Below are 17,860 nucleotides of genomic sequence, written 5' to 3'. Positions count from 1 at the left end.
GTATTTTCTAATCGGGTTGAATCCAGTCCAGCTGAAGTGTTTTACTGGTCCGGTCGCGTGTTTTTTTAATCAGTTCCATATTCCCGTTTAACTGCTGGCCGTATGTTGGGATCATCGTTTTAAGTTTTGCGCCCCATTCACCAGAAACAGCATCAGGGAAACAGGTTTTTAGTAAATCCAGCATAATCGGAACCGCAGTAGAGGCTCCGGGAGAAGCACCAAGCAGGGCTGCAATATTTCCGTCAGCACCAGCGATGATCTCTGTCCCGAATTTTAGTTCGCCACCTTTATCAGGGTCATTAAAAATAACCTGAACCCTTTGTCCTGCCTGGCTCAGTTCCCAGTCCTGTGGATTAACTTCCGGATAAAATACCTTCAGCGTATTGATTCTGTCTTCAAAAGACAAACTCAGCTGTTCTACTAAATATTTCTCCAGAGCGAAGTTTTCCAGTCCTACTTTAAGCAAAGGGGCTATGTTCCAGTATTTAATCGATTGGAAAAGGTCGAATACAGATCCTTCTTTCAGGAATTTAGTAGAGAAAGTAGCAAAAGGGCCAAACAGAATAGCCTTTTCATCGCCTATCACCCGGGTATCCATATGGGGTACACTCATTGGCGGGGCGCCTACAGAAGCCTGACCGTAAACTTTAGCATTGTGGCTGTTCACTACCGCTGGATTTTTACAAATCAACCATTCTCCGCCTACAGGGAAACCCGCGTACGGTTTACCCTCTGGAATACCAGATGCCTGTAAAAGATGAAGAGCGCCTCCTCCGGCACCTATAAATACAAAGTCTGCAGTTACCTGATGTTTTTCTCCCGAAAGAAGATCTTTAACCTCTAATTCCCATGAACCTTCGTGCGTCTTTTTAAGATTTTCTACCTCATGCTGTAAATGTACTTCTAGCTGCCCGGCCGATTTCATGTTTTCGATCAGTGTTTGGGTCAGGGCGCCAAAATTTACATCTGTACCCAGGCCGATGTGTGTAGCTGCAACTTCTTCCAGCTGTTCTCTGCCGTCAATTAATAGTGGTGCCCATTGTTTAATCACCTCCGGATCATCAGAAAACTCCATTCCCTTGTAGAGTTCATACTGCTGTAAGGCTTCATAGCGCTTTTTTAAATAACTTACATTTTCCTTTCCATGAACAAAGCTCATATGCGGGACACTTCTGATAAATATCTTAGGATCTGCAATTTTTTTCTCTTCTGTCAGATAAGACCAGAACTGTTTGGTGACCTCAAACTCTTCAATAATCGGAATGGCTTTGCTGGTGTCAATTGACCCATCTGCTCTTTCAGGTGTGTAATTCAGTTCACAAAGTGCAGAGTGACCTGTTCCTGCATTATTCCAGGGGTCGGAACTTTCCGCGGCGACCCGGTCCAGGCGCTCGAAAATCCGGATGCTGCATCCTGGCACCAGTTCTTTAAGCAGTGTGCCCAGTGTGGCACTCATAATTCCTGCGCCGATTAGTACAATTTTTGAGTTTTGATCTAAGCTTGTCATATTATTTACTCCCTTTGTTGAATCTGTTTTATGCGTAATAATTGGCGGTGAACCGTTAGTAATGCGGAAAGTATTTATTTTCAGTTTTATTTATCGGGTAATTTGAACAGATCCGGGGTTTGCTGATCGTTCCGGATTATTTTCAGGTTTTTGATTCTGGCAGGAAACCTGTTGATGTTCATCTTCATAAATTTTTAAGAGATAATGATGAACATATACAGCTCAAATCTATGTTTAATTTTATGGATAAAAATGTTGTTTTCTGATAGACTTGTTTCTGAAATTCGTTGATATAACGTTGCATACTTAGACTTTATTACTGTTGTTACTGGTTAGTTTTTCAATAAAACGTTGTATCAGGAGTGGCGGTTATCCGCTTTAAATTCTGTCTGGTTCTATGTTAATAATATCTTAATGTCGATTCTACAGTATATAATACATCTATGATTACTTTTGCGACGAAGTAAGATCTCCGTCAAATCAAAAATATGAGAAACTTAAAAAATCTGAAATCTATCTTATTCTTATTTATTGCAGTTGGTACAGCGCTGATATTTGTTAGTCTCAAAACTACTGCACAGCGATTGAAACCTACATTATTCTATACTGTAGGTCACCGTGGTACACGCGGTCTGATGCCAGAGAATACCATTCAGGCTATGAAAAAAGCAATTGATCTGGGATGCAATACTATTGAAATTGATATACATATTACCAAAGATGGACAGGTCATCGTATATCATGACAACTCATTTAATCCTGATTATACGCTGTTACCTGGTGGTTTGGAATTTAAAGAAGAAGACCGTAAGAAATATACATTTTACCAAATGAATTATGCAGACATCCGCAAGTTTGTCATTGGTGAAAAAAAATATTCGTCTTTCCCGCAACAAAAACAAATGGCTTGTTATACACCTCTTCTTAGCGAATTGATTGATTCAGTGGAAACATATACCAAAACCAATAAATTTCCCGGGGTTAATTATTTGATAGAAATTAAATCTAATCCATTGACAGATGGTTTTGAGCAACCTGTTCCTGAGGTTTTGGCAGATAAAATGATGGCGGTAATAACTTCTAAAAAAATAAGTAAAAGGTTTATCATTCAGTCTTTCGATATACGGCCATTAAAAGTAATGCATCAAAAATATCCCAAAGTTCCAGTAGGGTTTTTAACAGGTGATCGCAAAGTTAGTATGTCTGAAAATCTCTCTGCTATGGGATTTAACCCTGATTTTTATAATCCTTATTATGGTATGGTCACTCCAGAGCTGATTGATTCCTGCCATAGCAAAGGGATGTTGATTGTTCCCTGGACAGTTAATGAAATGGCTGATATGCAGCAAATGAAAAAGCTGAAAGTGGATGGCATTATAACTGATTATCCAAACTATTTTTCTGACCTTTTGAAGTAATGAGCTGCCGCTGATTACTGGCTAATCTTTAAAATTCTTAATTAGTTAATAACTTTGCGGTTGGCAATATTGCAAGAAACTGAATATAAATAAAAGCTGATTTTAATGCCGGGTATATTCAGCAGATTACTGATCTGCTGGAGCGGAACCCCTGTTTTGAAAAGAGATATGATTTTCCAGGTAAGGAAAACCGGCAATTCGGACTCTTGCCAGGATTACTAACCCGAAGTTCTAACTCCGGGTTAGTACTGTTTTAAGATGGTGTTATTCTATTTTCTCGCCACTGTTCTCACTTTAGTGTTAATCACTATTTAGTCTCCACTTTGTAGGTCAATTTCAAAAAGACAGCAATTCGGTTCCTTTTGATAGTGACCTGGTAACTTTGCTGTATCTGTCAATTTAACCATCCCTAAGAAATCAAATCCTGCTGATGTATAATGTTCAATAAGTTTTGTGTTATTGCCTAATGTGTCTAATCGTATATATCGTTTTCCTATATGATTTGCATACTTCTTTGACCACGTTACAATTTCGTCAATAAATCTATTATCCCTTAATGTCTGATTTGTACAAATTCGGTGAATATATACCGCATCATTTTTATCCCTTTCGCCCCAAATTTCTCTGTCTTCAAAAGTAATCGCCCAATTGCAGGCTATGACGTTGTCTGAAACTATTTTCCATTGGCGTTCTTCTTTTATTTCATTTATGATGAAAGTGTCTTCAAATGATGGCCAGACTACCATTTTCCTTTGAATTTGTAAATTTCTTGCTGATTCATAGAGAGATGAAATTTCTCTAACATCAGCTATCAAACAATTCTTAATTTCCATATTCTTATATGTTTTTTATATCCGCAATTTCGGTCTGTCATAGCGTTTGAAAAACCCGGATCTTGCTATATTAAAAAAACAGAATCGTGTTCATACTATACTATTTATTTGAAATTCTCACCTATACATGTTTATCTTTGCTGCCGGATGATCAACCGGATTATTGCTATAGGTTTACTAATTGCGCTGATGAGCTCTGGCTTTTCACGACTTTTTGTATATACCAGTTTTGAGTTGAATCAGCAATACATCGCTACCACTTTGTGCGAAAACAGGGATAAACCCCAAATGCACTGCAATGGGAAATGCTATCTGGCCAAAAAGTTAAAGCAGGCAGAAGAGAAAGAAAAAAGACAAGCAGAAAATAACTTTAAAAAGAGTTTTCAGAATGATGTATTTTTAGATTCCAGATTCTCATTTAGTCCTCTTTTTAGTGTTTTAAAGAGAAATACATACAAAAATATCCGCTTTGATCTTCCCCAGAGTAATACAGATATTCTTCATCCACCACCGGCTGCCTTTCATTTATCTTAATTTACATCCTCTTTTCTTGAATTTTCAAATTCGGACTTAAGATTATGTCCTGGGATCATTCCATGTCTTATTTTCTGGTGTCTGTAATTACTATATCATGAAACATAATTGGTTGTGAATAATAATCATCCTTTCCATACTTACGAATTTATTTACAATTACAATGAACAAATTATGGATGATCTATGCACTGTTACTTATGGGGACAGCTGCAAAGGCTCAGCATTACAAAAATATTAAAAAAGATAGCATAGCATTAAAAACTGATACCTCAGTTAATCGTCTGAATGAGGTGAAAATCAATTCCAGATATTATAAAAAGTATAAGCTGGATAAGTCTTCTAATAGTCTGAAGGTTAAAACACCTTTGCTGCAACTGCCGCAGAATATTCAGGAGATTGATCAAAGTATCATCATGGACCAGCAAGCCATTAATATCAATGAAAGTATCACCCGGAATGTAAGTGGGGCAATGCGGAACAATACTGCAGATTTTTACGGACCTTTTATTTTTATGAGGGGTGCAGCCATCAACACGCTACGCAATGGAGTTGACCTTTCTATGATCTATTATGGGCCTGCACCTGAAGATGCAGCAATTATTGACCGGTTGGAATTTATAAAAGGGCCTGCAGGTTTTGTGAATTCTATTGGAGATCCGGCAGGTTCATTTAATGTGGTTACTAAACAACCTGCCGGGGTCAGTTCCAATAACATTAGCTTTACCGCCGGAAGCTTTGATTTATATCGCATTACAGCTGATCTTGAGGGGCATTTTGATGCCGCAAATAAATGGCAGTACAGGCTTAATGCAGTGGGACAGAAGGCTGAATCATTCCAGAAGTTCGCTTTTAATGATAAGGTGCTTGTCGATCCGGTCATTAAATACAATATCAATGCGCATTCCTTTATTTCCGCAGAATATCTCTATCAGAAGCAAAGATTTGAGCAATATCTGCTGACGGTTTTTTCACCAGGCGGCTTCGCTTCTTTGCCTAAAGATTTCAGTATTGCCGATCCCAATAAAAAGCCGGTAAATAGTGCAGAAAATAATGCTTTTTTGACTTATCACAATCAGTTCAGTAAGCATTGGGATTTTACTGCTAAAGCTACTTTTGCACAAGATAATCTGGATGGTAACTATTTCTTCGTCTCTTCTTATAACAAGAATACACCCAATCTGTTACCAAGACGGGTAACCTATGAGCGCTTTAGAACAAATGTATATTCATTTCAGGGATTTTTAAACGGTGAATTTAAAACAGGAAGTATCACGCACAAGGTTCTGGGTGGATTTGATTTCAATAAGAAAAACCTGCTCGCGTATTCAGGTTATAATGACAAGACAGCTAATCCGGCTTTATACAATTTAGACGTGAACAACCCGGTATATGGTATTACATTTGATCCGAATGAAAGAACAGGTTCATTAGCTGATATTGCAACAAATAAATCATCGATTGAATATTACGCAGGTTATGTACAGGATGAGTTGAATATGTTGAATGATAAATTAAGGTTGACTGTGGCAGCCAGACTAACCGGGTCAAAAAGTAGTGTAGCTATTCCGGTTGTTTCAAGCGTTTCTGATGTCGTACTAACACCCCGGATTGGTCTGAGTTATTCGATCAGAAATGATCTTTCAGCTTATGCTTTATGGGACCAGACCTATACACCCCAAAGCGGTATCAGTGCGACAGGTGGTGTATTTGAACCTTTACGAGGTAAAAATCTCGAAGCTGGTCTGAAAAAGGACTGGCTGGGTGGAAAATGGAATACAACCGTTTCTGTTTATGCTATTACGCGGGATAATATAATCGTTACTGATCCGTCAACTAATTTGCAGACGCAGATCGGACAGACGAAATCTAAAGGAATAGAGTTTGACTTGAAGGGCGAAATTGTGAAAGGCCTGAATGCCGTGATTAATTATGCCTATACTGATTCTTATATCTCTAAAGATACCAAAACTGCTTACATCGGTTTGCCTTCACCATACCGGGTAAAACATATCCAGAATACCTGGCTCAATTATAAATTGCCGTTTAACAGGATCAAAGGGTTTTCTATTTCGGGCGGTTATCAGTTGCAGGCAGGCAGGGCAGGACGATATTCACAGGAAACAGATTTAAACCTTGCACCTGTTTTCAGGTTAGACGGAGGAATTGGCTGGTCAAATACCAGATTTTCAGTGACCGGTATTGTAAATAACATTCTGAACCGCTTTAATTACGGCAGCGCTTGGGTTACCCCGGCACCGGCAGCCGTTGGGCCGGCGACAGGTTTATATGCCTATGTACCTTATCCTCCCAGAGAAGTAAGGATCACTTTGGGATATCATTTTTAGCAGTTATTTCCATGAAGTTTAAAGTAAAGATAACTTAACAGGCTTTTAAGCTGCATGGATGGCTCGGACTGGCAGCAGGAATCTTTTTCCTGCTGTATAGTCTTAGTGGTTCTGCACTGATCTTCAGAGGGGATATTGATCGTTACTTTAACCCTGAATTACATCAATAACTGCTAAATCTTCCGGGCTCTCTATAGATCGTATTGATCATATGATTGCTCAGACTCCGCAAGTTTTAAAATATTTATTGCTTACTAATAATTTTTCTCTCCTTAAATACTTTAACTATACACTCATCGTAATCTTTCGATAGCACATCACCTTCTGTAAATACAGTCATGATGATCTGCTGATCCAAAGTCCGGTTGTAATCATAGGTCAGATAAATCCTGCCATCCGCAGCCTGTTGTGCATCCGGATAGGAAATACCCATTCTTTCATCAATTAACAATCCTTTTGACCAGGTTTTACCATCATCTTTAGAAATGAAAGCCATTAAATGGGACCGCCCCGTTTTTACCGCTATCGGGCCATGTTTTATCAGTAATAAATTTCCTGAATTTAGTCTGCGGATAAAAAATCTTGAACTGGTATGGACCAGGGCTGAGGGCTTTGCAGCCGACCAGCTTTTACCTTTATCTATGGAAAAGCTTTCAGCTATTCCATATCTGGTTCTGAGCAACATCCACAGTGAACCGTCTTTACGCTCTACCAGCATATGCTCATCAAATTCTCTGTCAGCTTTTGGCACATTACAGGCTCCTTTTACAGCCCAGTTTACTCCCTGATCGGTAGACACAACTACTTTGGCGCTCTCATCAGTTAACCTCCAGGTAGAAACTGGCAAAAGCCATTCACCTGTTGACAAAACTGTTGGTTTACACATCATTATTCCATCAGAAATCCTTTTTGCCGAAGTCCATAGTGGGTTTTCTGAATCCGGATCATCAGCTGTCATGGACCACACTCCGGCAACAGTACCTTCCAGGCCTATTGTCTGTGCCCAGAACAACCAGATTTTACCTGTTGGGTCTATCCAGATCTCTGGATCGTAGGCCCTGACAGGCCCTTTTTCATCAGGATCTACCACTAGTATTTCCTTCCATGTAAGCCCCTGATCCTTACTGTATGCGAGTACTACATAATTGTTTGCATCTTCACCTGATGTCATGCCTGCGTACCAGGTGGCCCATAAAGTGCCTTTCGATGTGACGGTAATACTTGGAATACCTGAGAACTTCCGGCTATGTTCAGCATACTTATAAAAATTACCGGGATCATTAATCACTTTCGGTGCATTCCTAAAGCCCTGATTTTCCTGTGCGGACAACCTTTCAGTGCAACATAAAATAAGTAATAACAATGGGAGAGAGGAGAGTTTCATAGGTGAGATATTCTTTATACTCAATATATTTCTGAGTAATCCATGTATCAGAAAATAAGAGGCGATTAATTTGAATAGGGTAAACTTAAGATTTATGGATTCTATTAGTCTAACAGCACCCTTAAAATAGAGGTGTGATTAATTAAGTTCATAGAAATTTATATTTAATTAAAGATAATAAATATAAATAATTATATCTGTAAAGTCAAATATTTTGAGTTAAGATCCGGAATAGATATTTCGTGTCCGGCTGCAGTTTACATCTGGCAATTGCTAATTCACCAAAATGGATAAATTTGTAGCTGTAATGAAGAATTTTGATTCCCTTTATTTTTCTGGTTTCAAAATATTCAATGTATTCTGCTCTTGATTTGAACTGTGCATCAGGGTTTCCCCTCATAGTAAGAAATTGCTTTAAGGATTTTTCTGTTTTTCAATTTGTCTCTGCTAACAGCCATTTTATCAAAGTTTTATCAGCAGGACTATAATTCTCATATAATACGGGGATCAGGTTCTTTCTTTTTCCGTAATTTAAATCAAGGGATTCATAATAACCAGTTTTACCGTTATGGATAAACTTGAAGTTTTCCAGGATTGATTCTTCCTTAGATGCACTATAGTTCTTAATAATTTCTCTTAATTCATGTCAGGTAAAATTAAATATCAGTAACAATATATAGGAAAGTATTTGAAAGAACTGCTATTACATGAAGGTTATACAGAATTTCAGGTGTATAGAAAGACGAAAATAAAGTCATTAACTTATTTTAAAGTTGCTGAGCAAGTCCAATAAGCAGACCTTCTGATCCCCTGATGTAGCATAATTTATAGGAGTCTTCATAACGCATTACCTCGCCCACAAGTTGAGCACCATGCTTTCTGAGCCTTAATACCAGTTCATCGATATCTGCAACAGTAAACATCACGCGGAGATATCCGAGCGAGTTCACAGGGGCTGTACGGTGATCTGAGATAGTGGGAGGGGAGATGAACTGTGAAATCTCAAGCCGGCTGTGGCCATCAGGCGTAACCATCATTGCGATTTCTACACGCTGATCTCCCAGACCGGTAACCCGGCCTGCCCACTCTCCTTCGACTGTAGCTCTGCCTTCAAGTTTCAGACCAATTTCGGTAAAAAAAGAAATGGCATTGTCCAGGGATTCTACAACAATGCCGACATTATCCATTCTGATCAATTGGTTTTGTGCCATATTTCTATTTGATTTTTAATTGAATTTAAAGAATTTATTACAAACATAAATGCAGTTTGCTGGATTAGCCTGTCTTCACCGGAATAAGCGTCCTGGTCAGAACAGGCTGCCAGCTGGCCGAAATGGCTACTGGTACAGCAGTTACTGTAAATACCGTTTTGCCCGGGCCTGTACCGACTGAGGCCATTACCAATTTCATGAAAGAAACTGCTAAACAGCAGGGCCTCAGCAATACAGAAATGGAAGAAGTATTTTTCACTAGTATGCGGGGTACTTCATTATTGAAGCGTTTTATTAAACCGGAAGAGATTGCTAATCTGGTGACGTATATCGCCAGTCCGCTTTCAGCTGCCACCAATGGTGCGGCGCTTCGTGCCGACGGCGGAGTGATTAAATCCGCATTTTAAATCCATTTTCTTACCCTCATATTTTAATTTATTTACCTCAGGCAGGAGGCCAGCTATCCGAAATATAACCTGGTGTGCAAACTTGTATTATAATTCAACGACTAGCCGTTAGGAGATTTATATAAATGAACTTTACACCAATATATAATTGAACCTTTCAGCAATAAATCATATACTTAATTCGACCAACTTTACTTTATAACATTTAAACTATAAAAAATGAGCAAAACAATTTTAATTACAGGAGCTGCAAGCGGTTTTGGTAAAATAGCTGCATTTGAATTGGCAAGAAGAGGGTATAAAGTAATTGCTACTACACAGGTTTATCCACAGATGAGTGACTTAATACGGGAAGCGAAAGAACAGGGAATAGAACTTACAGTTGACAAACTTGATGTCACCAATTCCCGTGATATTGCTTATATTCATGAAAGATATGATATAGATATATTAATCAGTAATGCAGGAATCATGGAGGGTGGACCTATTGCAGAACAACCACTGGATTTGATCCGTGACATGTTTGACGTGAATGTATTTGGCGCGTTAAACCTGGCGCAGGGTTTCATTAAGAAATTTGTAGAAGAGAAAAAAGCAGGTAAAATTGTGTTCACGTCTTCAATGGGTGGCTTGTGGACGGTGCCTTATGTTGCAGCTTATTGTGCATCAAAACATGCATTAGAAGCAATTGCAGAAGGTTTGAGAACTGAACTGGCATCTTTCAATATTAAAATTGCAACCTGTAATCCGGGAGTATTTGGTACTGGTTTTAACGACCGTGGTGTCGATTCTATCGCCCGATGGTATAATCCTGAAGTTAATTTTACACCTTCATCTGTATTCGATGGTACCACAGAAGCATTAGCAAATCAGTTAGATCCGCAATCAATGGCAGACAAAATCGTAGAAGTGGCATTGGACGATAATTCAAACTTTAGAAATGTGCACCCAAAAGAAACGGAAGAATATGTAAAACAACTGCAGGAGGAAGCGTGGGCAGCAAAAAGCTAAATTCAATGACAAATGCACAGAATATTCGTCTGTGCATTCTTTTTACAAATTAGAATAAGATGAACATAACATATAACGAAGCAGTAAAAGTAATGAATACTGCAATTGAAAAAGCAAAAGAGCTAAGTATTCCGGTGAGTATTGCAGTAGTAGATACAGGCGGACATTTGGTCTCTTTCGCAAGGTTGGACAGTGTTTACGGAGTTATTGACTTTGCTGTTAAGAAAGCAAGAACAGCTGTAATGTTTGGTATAGACAGCGATGTGATGGGAACCATCATCGCAGGAGCTGATTTGAATGGATATGGAATGATTAATTCGAATGAAGGTTTGCTAACTATTGCAGGTGGTGTGGTTATCAAAAATAAAAATGGAAATATCATCGGTGCGATAGCCTCATCAGGTGGATCACCTGAGCAGGATAAAGAAATTGCAAGTGTTGGCAGTTTCTCTTAAAAAATAAGATATGGCAGGAAGTAGTGAAATAATATTCGACAAGCTGGTTTACTCTTGTGCGTTTGAAAAATATCAGGGTCATGAAGAGTTTATACCCGAACATTTTTTAGGTTTTCAACTGTCTGGGGAAACACATGCATTCCATGCACAGGGAAATGTAGTAGTCACCGAAAACAAGATTGTGCTGGTTAGGAAAAATCAATTGATACGCACTATTAAATATCCATCTAAAATTGGGAAATATCAATTTATTTCTATCACACTCGACAAGGAGACTTTGCAGCAGTATGCGATTGAAAACAAGATCGTGGTGGAAAAAAGATATGATGGTAAACAAAAGATGTTTTTTGAACCCAATGATTTTCTGCTGAATTATTTCATTTCATTGACTCCATATCTCAATAAGCAAAAAGAAGCCACACCAAGACTTGCAGATTTGAAAATCAGGGAAGCGATAGAGCTGCTTCTACAATGCAACCCTGATTTTAAATCAATTCTATTTGATTTTTCAGAGCCATATAAAATTGATCTGGAAGAATTTATGAACCAGAATTATATGTTTAATGTCCCTGTAGAATCTTTTGCTAAACTCACAGGACGCAGTCTTTCGGGGTTTAAACGGGATTTCACTAAGATATTCGGTACTACGCCGAAACACTGGTTACGTGAAAAACGTCTCGATGAAGCACATTACAGAATTAAGCACAAGAAACAAAAACCTGCTGATATTTATTTGGATTTGGGTTTTGAGAATCTATCTCATTTCTATTTCTCATTTAAGCAGAAATTTGGCGTAACCACTTCGGAAATAAAATAGAAAATAAATTTATCAATACTCAAAATCATGGATTTTATTTCCTGATTATTATAACTGATTCAATTTTTTCCGGGACACTGGGTTTTCTTTTATGGACAAAGCCTTTTTAAAGTATTCAATTGCTTTTGATTTATCGCCAATTGCAAGAAAATAGTCGCCATAAGAATCGTAGACATTATAACTTTGAGGATAATTTTCAACATTTATTTTAAGTAATCCTGCAGCTTTGGCATATTGTTTTCGCTCTAAAACATCACACCCCAGGTTGTTTACCATATCTTCGGGCGGGGAAAGCTTATAGCCCAGCATTTTTGAAACTTCCTGATAATGTTTTTCGAATTTATTGACTAAGTCTACTGTAGGATCTGTAATGTCTGTAGGAGAAAGTTTAAAATGATAATTGCTAAAAATGAAGCGCAAAGCATCATATTCTGTGATTAAGGGTACAGATCCGTGGTCATCATTGCTATAATATTTACTTTCATACCTTAACCCGTTTTGCTTTTGCTCTTTAATAAATTGATCCAGGTTAAGAATTGAACGGATATGCCTTGTGCCTTTAGATGTGTCGCTCCGGACTTTAATTATGTCCATGCCCTCTCTTAAGGTATTTGCAATTCCTAAATACAAAGTAGTACCTGAAAAATTCTTTTCTCTCAGAGACTTCTCAGTTTTGTTCAATAAATTCATTTGATCCCACCACATACTTGGATCTATACAAATGTAGGCGTTGAACAATTTTGTATGGTTCAGTGCAACATTCATCACTGTCAGGCCTCCAAATGAATGTCCAGTTAATATTTTATAAGGTTGAGTTGGGTATAAGGAGTCAATACGCGGCATTAATTCCTTTTCAATAAATGAGACAAAACGTTCTCCTCCCCCTGTTGTTTTTAACATTAAACTGTCGGTAAAGGGTGGGGTAGGATTTACATGTGTTGGTGTCAGGTCTCTTATCCTATCTGTGTTTGGAATGCCAACTACAATCATTTCGGGGCAAATAGTGTTACCGTTTACCTCACTGAGGTGTTTAATTACGCCTACTGAGGAAGAAAAATGGGAATTACCATCCAATAAATATAATACGGGGTATCGCTGTTTGGAACCAGCGGTCCAACTATCAGGTACATATACCCAGATTTTTCTTTGTTCATTCAGAATTTTCGATTGAATGCTGTCAATTGTTCCGATGGTCACTTTATTGTCCTTTTGAGCCAGGGCACACATTGAGAAAAATACAATAAGAACTGGCAAGATTATCTTTTTCATTGTAGATTATTGTTTTATGTTATTAAATATTATACAACTCGTAAATTTCAGGAAATGATTGTTTTGTAATATTTTCTGTTTAAGATAGTGAATTTCTTTTGAAATATAATTGAATCAGTAAAAACAATAATAGGCTGGTAATTTTGAAAGCCTGAAATATCGAATTACTAAACGATCGGAATAGAGCTATAAATCCACCACAGCGAGATCCAGATATTTTAAAAGGAGAACTGCCAGTTTCAGCGGTAGTTAAATGGGGGATGCGTAGATTAAGTACGTCATAAACGCAAAAAGCCTCAATTTTGGATTGAGGCTTTTCGTGATCCCAAAATCAGAACAAAATATATCTTTAAGCAGACGTTCGTTATCAGATAATTCGGTAACGCATGTTTTTGGAAATTCGTTAAGATTGTTTTTAGTTTCTTTTTTCATATCGCTCCTAAATTATATTGCAATTTACAGATACGATGAATTACACAATCTCAGTTAGGTATGATAACCAAGTTTAATGGTACCCAAAGATGTCTGCAAATTTATGATAGGCTTCCTGTTGTTTATATAGATCATCACACAGGAATGAAGGATCAAGTCATAAAGTGTGGAGCAGGTTCTTTTTAAGCATAAATTTTGACACGCTAAACAGAAAGTCTTTGCTATCACGGATGCTCTTATGCCTCTGGAAGTTGCGCTGAAAGCTTTCAATTTGCATAGGAATGACTCAGCCGAAACAAGGCCGTGCTGTTAGTAAATAGATTCAAAATAGCTAAATAATCAATCTATATCGGCCGGGTACTGCCTGAGTACTGTTCGGGTACTCGTTAGGGTAAGAGCAGTGTTAAAGTAACGTAAGAGCATGGCAAGTCCAGGTAAAAACAACTAGTTGAAATGACTTAGAGTTACTATGTTTAAAGGCTGTTTACAACCTGTTCTTACACCGACCACCACTCAGGCACAAACAAAGTATAACTCGTTGAAGATTAATGAAATTATAATTATCCTTTGCCCGAACATGGACAAAGCGGACAATTGCAGACAGCTGCGGACAATTACGGACATTTTTTACGCATCAGGATAATCTTTAACGCGAATAGCTTACCTTGGTAGAAAGGTATTTATTATGGGAAGTTTAACGGGTAAATTTTCAAAGGGAATCCTGGGTGATTTCATTTTTAAAGCAGCAGTCTGGAGTAGGGGTTGTTTCAAAAGTTCTGTACCGGGCATAATGCAACAATCAATGGAAACCGAAAAAAACAGGATCTTTTCTCCCTCTAAGAATTCCGCTGAAGCGTTGACCGATCTCTGATCAAAGTAATCAGGGCGTTTAATAATGATAAATTGAACTATAAAATCAGGAAGTAATTAGCTTATTAAAGAATCGTAACCATCTGCTTTGAACTCAAAAAATATCAAACCCAAAACTTGAAATTTAATCCCTAATCCACAAGTTTATGACTTGATCCGGAATGAAGTTGAAAGTAGCAGGAGATAGAAATATTCTTTAACGCAAAAAGCCTCAATGAAAATTGAGGCTTTAGTGATCCCGCTGGGATAATAACTTATTAATCCAATCGGTTATAAATGAGCAAGTTGTCAAAATTATAACATCATCATTTCAATGTGGGCACCAAATTAGGCACCAGTTATTTTGATATCATTTGACTAGTTTTGAAAGAACAATTTTAATACCTAAAGTTACCAAATTTCACGAATAAGCAATGGAAATTCTGCAAAAAAATCATTAAAAAAAGATTAATAGTTAGTTTTCCACTAGCGATTGTACTCGCGATGCAAACTTGAATTTTAGGAATTTTGAACTGTTTGCAATTATGATAAGGGTTCTTTGTTGGAGTTACGAACTGGGGTGTTTTGTTGGTCAAATCCGATGCGAATAAAGGAATTCATATACAATATTCCTTTTACCAGGATAGGGCGTTCCCAGAAGCTTAATTCCAGATTTTGGATACGGAAACTGTGAAGTTGAGCTAGTATGAACTGAGACCTACTCAAGAGATAATTTTGCGACTTATTTTGCGAGGAACAAAGGGATGATGTCAGTTCAGCTTAGAAAGATCTAGCAGAGCTAGCAGAATATTAAAATTAAGTAATTGCAACCTTTTTTAAAGCCAAGAAAATTCTTCTGGATATGTTGGCAAGTTTAATGTTCTGAATACATCGGAAACCGGCCAGTATTTTTTGGATCCGTCATTTGTTGAAATAAAACAACAGTACGCCTTCATCATTTTCACGCCATTTTTTATCTTGAATCTTGAAAAAATGAATTCGTTCATTTTGTATATAACATCATCATCATCAAATTTGAAATCGTGCCCGATAAAATTCTGGTAGAAAAATTTGAATTCTTCAATTTTGTCTTCTCTGATAACTGAATGTATATAATTTACACCCTTTTGTTCTTCTTCTGTAAAGTCATCCACTGCATCTGGATAAACGTAGACCATTAGGTGAGCCATCGCTTTGACCGAGCTTTCGATGAACATCTGGTCGGCCTGCTCTTTCGTGACTTTGTCTTGCTTAACTTCTTCATCAAGATCGGTTCTTATTTTCTTACATACCTGCACCGCATCATTTACAAGATTCTTATCCTGATACCTAGATAAAAGGGCACCTAGATTGTGGGCATAATCTACGTTGGCGCCATCGATCTGCCCAATGTTAAGTGTTATATTAACGGCCAGTACTTCTTTTGTCAGAGCATCCTGATGATAAACCTTGTCTATTTTTTTACCATCGTAATCTTTCACTAGAACGCAGTAAACACACAGGGTATTGAAAATTTCGAGATAAGCGTATATGATTTTTCTCTCTTCATCGGACCGAATAACAATTAGGTGTGATATTTCAGTTTCTTCAGGCTCTCTTACCTCAAATGAATTATTGCAGATAATCAAGTTCTCAAAATCTGTATCAAGGTTTCCTACTTTTTCGATCAGTGGGCTGATCATACTTCTGTCCAAGTCCACGTAACAGTAAAATTCGGTAATTATTTTGTTTATGGCCAAGATCATTGTTTCGTCAACTGAAAGTTTCCATTCGGAAGAAACTGAAGGAGAGAATTTCTGCTCTCGAGTTACTGTAAATTCAGCCTTCATCGCTGCTCTACCAAAACGCCTTACTGCTTTTGTCGCAATAGCTCTAAACGTTGCAACCGTATCGGAGCCGCTTATTTTTAATGCTACCCTTCCATCTTCTAATTTTGTTTCTTGGATATCTGGTTTCGACTGCTTTAGTTGGCCAGATTTATTATCTCTGATATATTCTGTGCCATCGTCAGTTGCTACTATCATCCTCCTCATACTGCCTACTCCGAGCAGATGCAATAAAAAAGCAAAATTTTCTTTCAAAACTGCATCCACCTTTGTACCAAACCTATTATTGCAGTCAGAACAAATAAGGTTTTTGGTATGGAGATTTCCATTTATGCTTTTGGGAATGATATGTTCGTCCGAACCGTCTAATTTTTTTTGGCAATAGATGCAGGTTTTGTTCATGTGTAGGTCAGATTATTAAACTCGCCGGTGCTATTCATGTTGTATATAGAAGAGCTCAAGGAGATCCATTAGAAAATCCGATGGCTCTTCACCACGTTCCTTCATGTAAAGCATCTCCTTCAAGTTTTCCTTCGTAACAAAAAGGATTACCTTTCCATCTTCGTTGAATATTATGTTACGTTGTATCACTGCCCTTTTGCTAACTACCTTATTGGAAATTATCACCGCTAATTTTCCCATGGTCTTTTTGATATAATTTCGTGTTTGATTGACTTCTTCTTTACCGATAGCCTCTTTATCATAGTTTTTAAATTCGAAGATTATCATCCTGGCTTTTAGCTCCAAATAGAAAGTATGCCAGTTTTTTAATTCGGGAACCGTTGTAGCGGCAATATTTCTATTTGCGAAAATTGCATCACGTCTATCTATTCCTGAAAAGCTGGAAGTTTGGGATCCACTATTGTTGAGTGCTGGCACAAAAAGATGCTCAAGGATTTCGACACAAAGAATCTCAAATGTCTTCCAGCCTGTGATGCCTTTTGGGCACGTATCGAGTCGCATGACGAACGCGTTAACTATGCTACCCATTGCCAAAAAACTTTAAATGTATACTCTTGTTGCTGGTAATAATATCCTTGAGTTCACTTCCGTCTATTACCCTCACATCGATTAAGTTAGAGCGATGGATCTCTGCCAAATACTCCCGTGCAACCGAAGTCAGAAGACTGTTTGTAATAAGTAAAAGTTTGGCGTCGTCTCTAAATATATATTTGTAACGATCGACAAGTTCTTTAAGGATATTTATGCTGAAGCGTTCCTTCTGATAAAATTTGCTTTCTATTAACCAGGTCTGTTTATTTATTCTGCCGAAAAGATCTTTTTCATATAGATTTGCCATAAAATCGATTCCTCGGTCAAACTTGACGCTTTCTTTTTGAATGTTTTCGAAGTTGAATGTCTTCAATATTTCCAATGTCAAATCCTCGAATACCAATGGAGATAACTTTTCGAATGAAATTGAGTCTATTGCCTTCATCTTTTCGATTAGGCTTTTAAGCTGGTCTTGTAACCCTCCCAGAAAATCGGACTGTATAAAAGGCGAAAATTCGTAACTTTAAAACAGGAAGATGAAAAAGTCAGTAATCAGTGAAAGCCAGA

Annotated in this window: 16 protein-coding genes; 8 read left to right on the top strand and 8 right to left on the bottom strand. The window is 37.7% G+C overall.

The features are described from left to right. Positions 1 to 7: 7 nt before the first annotated feature. Entirely contained in the window at positions 8 to 1,507 is a 1,500-nt protein-coding gene (mqo, locus tag HDE68_RS17700) for a malate dehydrogenase (quinone) (RefSeq protein ID WP_183883561.1), read from the bottom strand. Positions 1,508 to 1,995: 488 nt separating this feature from the next. Here mqo and HDE68_RS17695 point away from each other — a divergent pair, with 488 nt between their 5' ends. Beyond that, positions 1,996 to 2,925, top strand: a complete 930-nt coding sequence (locus tag HDE68_RS17695) for a glycerophosphodiester phosphodiesterase family protein (RefSeq protein ID WP_183883560.1) — start codon at positions 1,996 to 1,998, stop codon at positions 2,923 to 2,925. Positions 2,926 to 3,236: 311 nt separating this feature from the next. On the opposite strand, the gene HDE68_RS17690 is transcribed toward HDE68_RS17695, so the two are convergent. Next, the gene (locus HDE68_RS17690; RefSeq protein ID WP_183883559.1) at positions 3,237 to 3,758 is read right to left on the bottom strand and encodes a GNAT family N-acetyltransferase; all 522 of its coding nucleotides are present in this window, start codon (positions 3,756 to 3,758) and stop codon (positions 3,237 to 3,239) included. A 147-nt stretch (positions 3,759 to 3,905) separates the two neighbouring features. Here HDE68_RS17690 and HDE68_RS17685 point away from each other — a divergent pair, with 147 nt between their 5' ends. From HDE68_RS17685 to HDE68_RS26715, 3 genes are all read left to right on the top strand, one after another. After that, complete coding sequence (locus HDE68_RS17685) at positions 3,906 to 4,292, top strand: hypothetical protein (protein WP_183883558.1); 387 nt, start codon at positions 3,906 to 3,908, stop codon at positions 4,290 to 4,292. A gap of 163 nt (positions 4,293 to 4,455) precedes the next feature. After that, positions 4,456 to 6,639, top strand: a complete 2,184-nt coding sequence (locus tag HDE68_RS17680; RefSeq protein ID WP_183883557.1) for a TonB-dependent siderophore receptor — start codon at positions 4,456 to 4,458, stop codon at positions 6,637 to 6,639. Between the two features lie 50 nt (positions 6,640 to 6,689). Beyond that, complete coding sequence (locus HDE68_RS26715; protein WP_183883801.1) at positions 6,690 to 6,809, top strand: PepSY-associated TM helix domain-containing protein; 120 nt, start codon at positions 6,690 to 6,692, stop codon at positions 6,807 to 6,809. Positions 6,810 to 6,883: 74 nt separating this feature from the next. Here HDE68_RS26715 and HDE68_RS17670 read toward each other — a convergent pair whose 3' ends face one another. Together HDE68_RS17670 and HDE68_RS17665 are read right to left on the bottom strand one after the other, a co-directional pair. Next, positions 6,884 to 8,023 (bottom strand): sialidase family protein, encoded by a 1,140-nt coding sequence (locus HDE68_RS17670; RefSeq protein WP_183883556.1) that lies wholly within the window; start codon positions 8,021 to 8,023, stop codon positions 6,884 to 6,886. A 767-nt stretch (positions 8,024 to 8,790) separates the two neighbouring features. Then, on the bottom strand, positions 8,791 to 9,234 hold the full coding sequence (locus tag HDE68_RS17665; RefSeq protein ID WP_183883555.1) for a VOC family protein: 444 nt from the start codon (positions 9,232 to 9,234) through the stop codon (positions 8,791 to 8,793). A gap of 122 nt (positions 9,235 to 9,356) precedes the next feature. On the opposite strand from HDE68_RS17665, the gene HDE68_RS17660 reads away from it, so the two are divergent. The 4 genes from HDE68_RS17660 (at position 9,357) to HDE68_RS17645 (ending at position 11,924) form a co-directional block, all read left to right on the top strand. Then, entirely contained in the window at positions 9,357 to 9,641 is a 285-nt protein-coding gene (locus tag HDE68_RS17660) for an SDR family oxidoreductase (protein WP_183883554.1), read from the top strand. Positions 9,642 to 9,860: 219 nt separating this feature from the next. Further along, complete coding sequence (locus HDE68_RS17655; protein ID WP_183883553.1) at positions 9,861 to 10,652, top strand: SDR family oxidoreductase; 792 nt, start codon at positions 9,861 to 9,863, stop codon at positions 10,650 to 10,652. Between the two features lie 59 nt (positions 10,653 to 10,711). Then, entirely contained in the window at positions 10,712 to 11,107 is a 396-nt protein-coding gene (locus HDE68_RS17650) for a GlcG/HbpS family heme-binding protein (RefSeq protein WP_183883552.1), read from the top strand. A 10-nt stretch (positions 11,108 to 11,117) separates the two neighbouring features. Then, positions 11,118 to 11,924, top strand: a complete 807-nt coding sequence (locus HDE68_RS17645) for a helix-turn-helix domain-containing protein (RefSeq protein ID WP_183883551.1) — start codon at positions 11,118 to 11,120, stop codon at positions 11,922 to 11,924. A gap of 48 nt (positions 11,925 to 11,972) precedes the next feature. On the opposite strand, the gene HDE68_RS17640 is transcribed toward HDE68_RS17645, so the two are convergent. From HDE68_RS17640 to HDE68_RS17625, 4 genes are all read right to left on the bottom strand, one after another. Then, on the bottom strand, positions 11,973 to 13,193 hold the full coding sequence (locus HDE68_RS17640; protein ID WP_183883550.1) for an alpha/beta hydrolase-fold protein: 1,221 nt from the start codon (positions 13,191 to 13,193) through the stop codon (positions 11,973 to 11,975). A 2,117-nt stretch (positions 13,194 to 15,310) separates the two neighbouring features. Beyond that, the gene (locus tag HDE68_RS17635; protein WP_183883549.1) at positions 15,311 to 16,702 is read right to left on the bottom strand and encodes an HNH endonuclease; all 1,392 of its coding nucleotides are present in this window, start codon (positions 16,700 to 16,702) and stop codon (positions 15,311 to 15,313) included. Between the two features lie 30 nt (positions 16,703 to 16,732). Beyond that, positions 16,733 to 17,263, bottom strand: coding sequence for a hypothetical protein (locus HDE68_RS17630; protein WP_221300786.1), 531 nt, complete (start codon positions 17,261 to 17,263; stop codon positions 16,733 to 16,735). A gap of 19 nt (positions 17,264 to 17,282) precedes the next feature. Then, positions 17,283 to 17,738: a restriction endonuclease gene (locus HDE68_RS17625; protein WP_183883547.1), complete on the bottom strand. Its 456-nt coding sequence runs from the start codon at positions 17,736 to 17,738 to the stop codon at positions 17,283 to 17,285. Between the last annotated feature and the right edge of the window lie 122 nt (positions 17,739 to 17,860).

Source organism: Pedobacter cryoconitis (assembly GCF_014200605.1).
In the GTDB taxonomy this organism is placed as follows: domain Bacteria; phylum Bacteroidota; class Bacteroidia; order Sphingobacteriales; family Sphingobacteriaceae; genus Pedobacter; species Pedobacter cryoconitis_B.
Note: the sequence above shows the minus strand (reverse complement) of the source record. Positions and strands in the feature narration are given on the sequence as shown.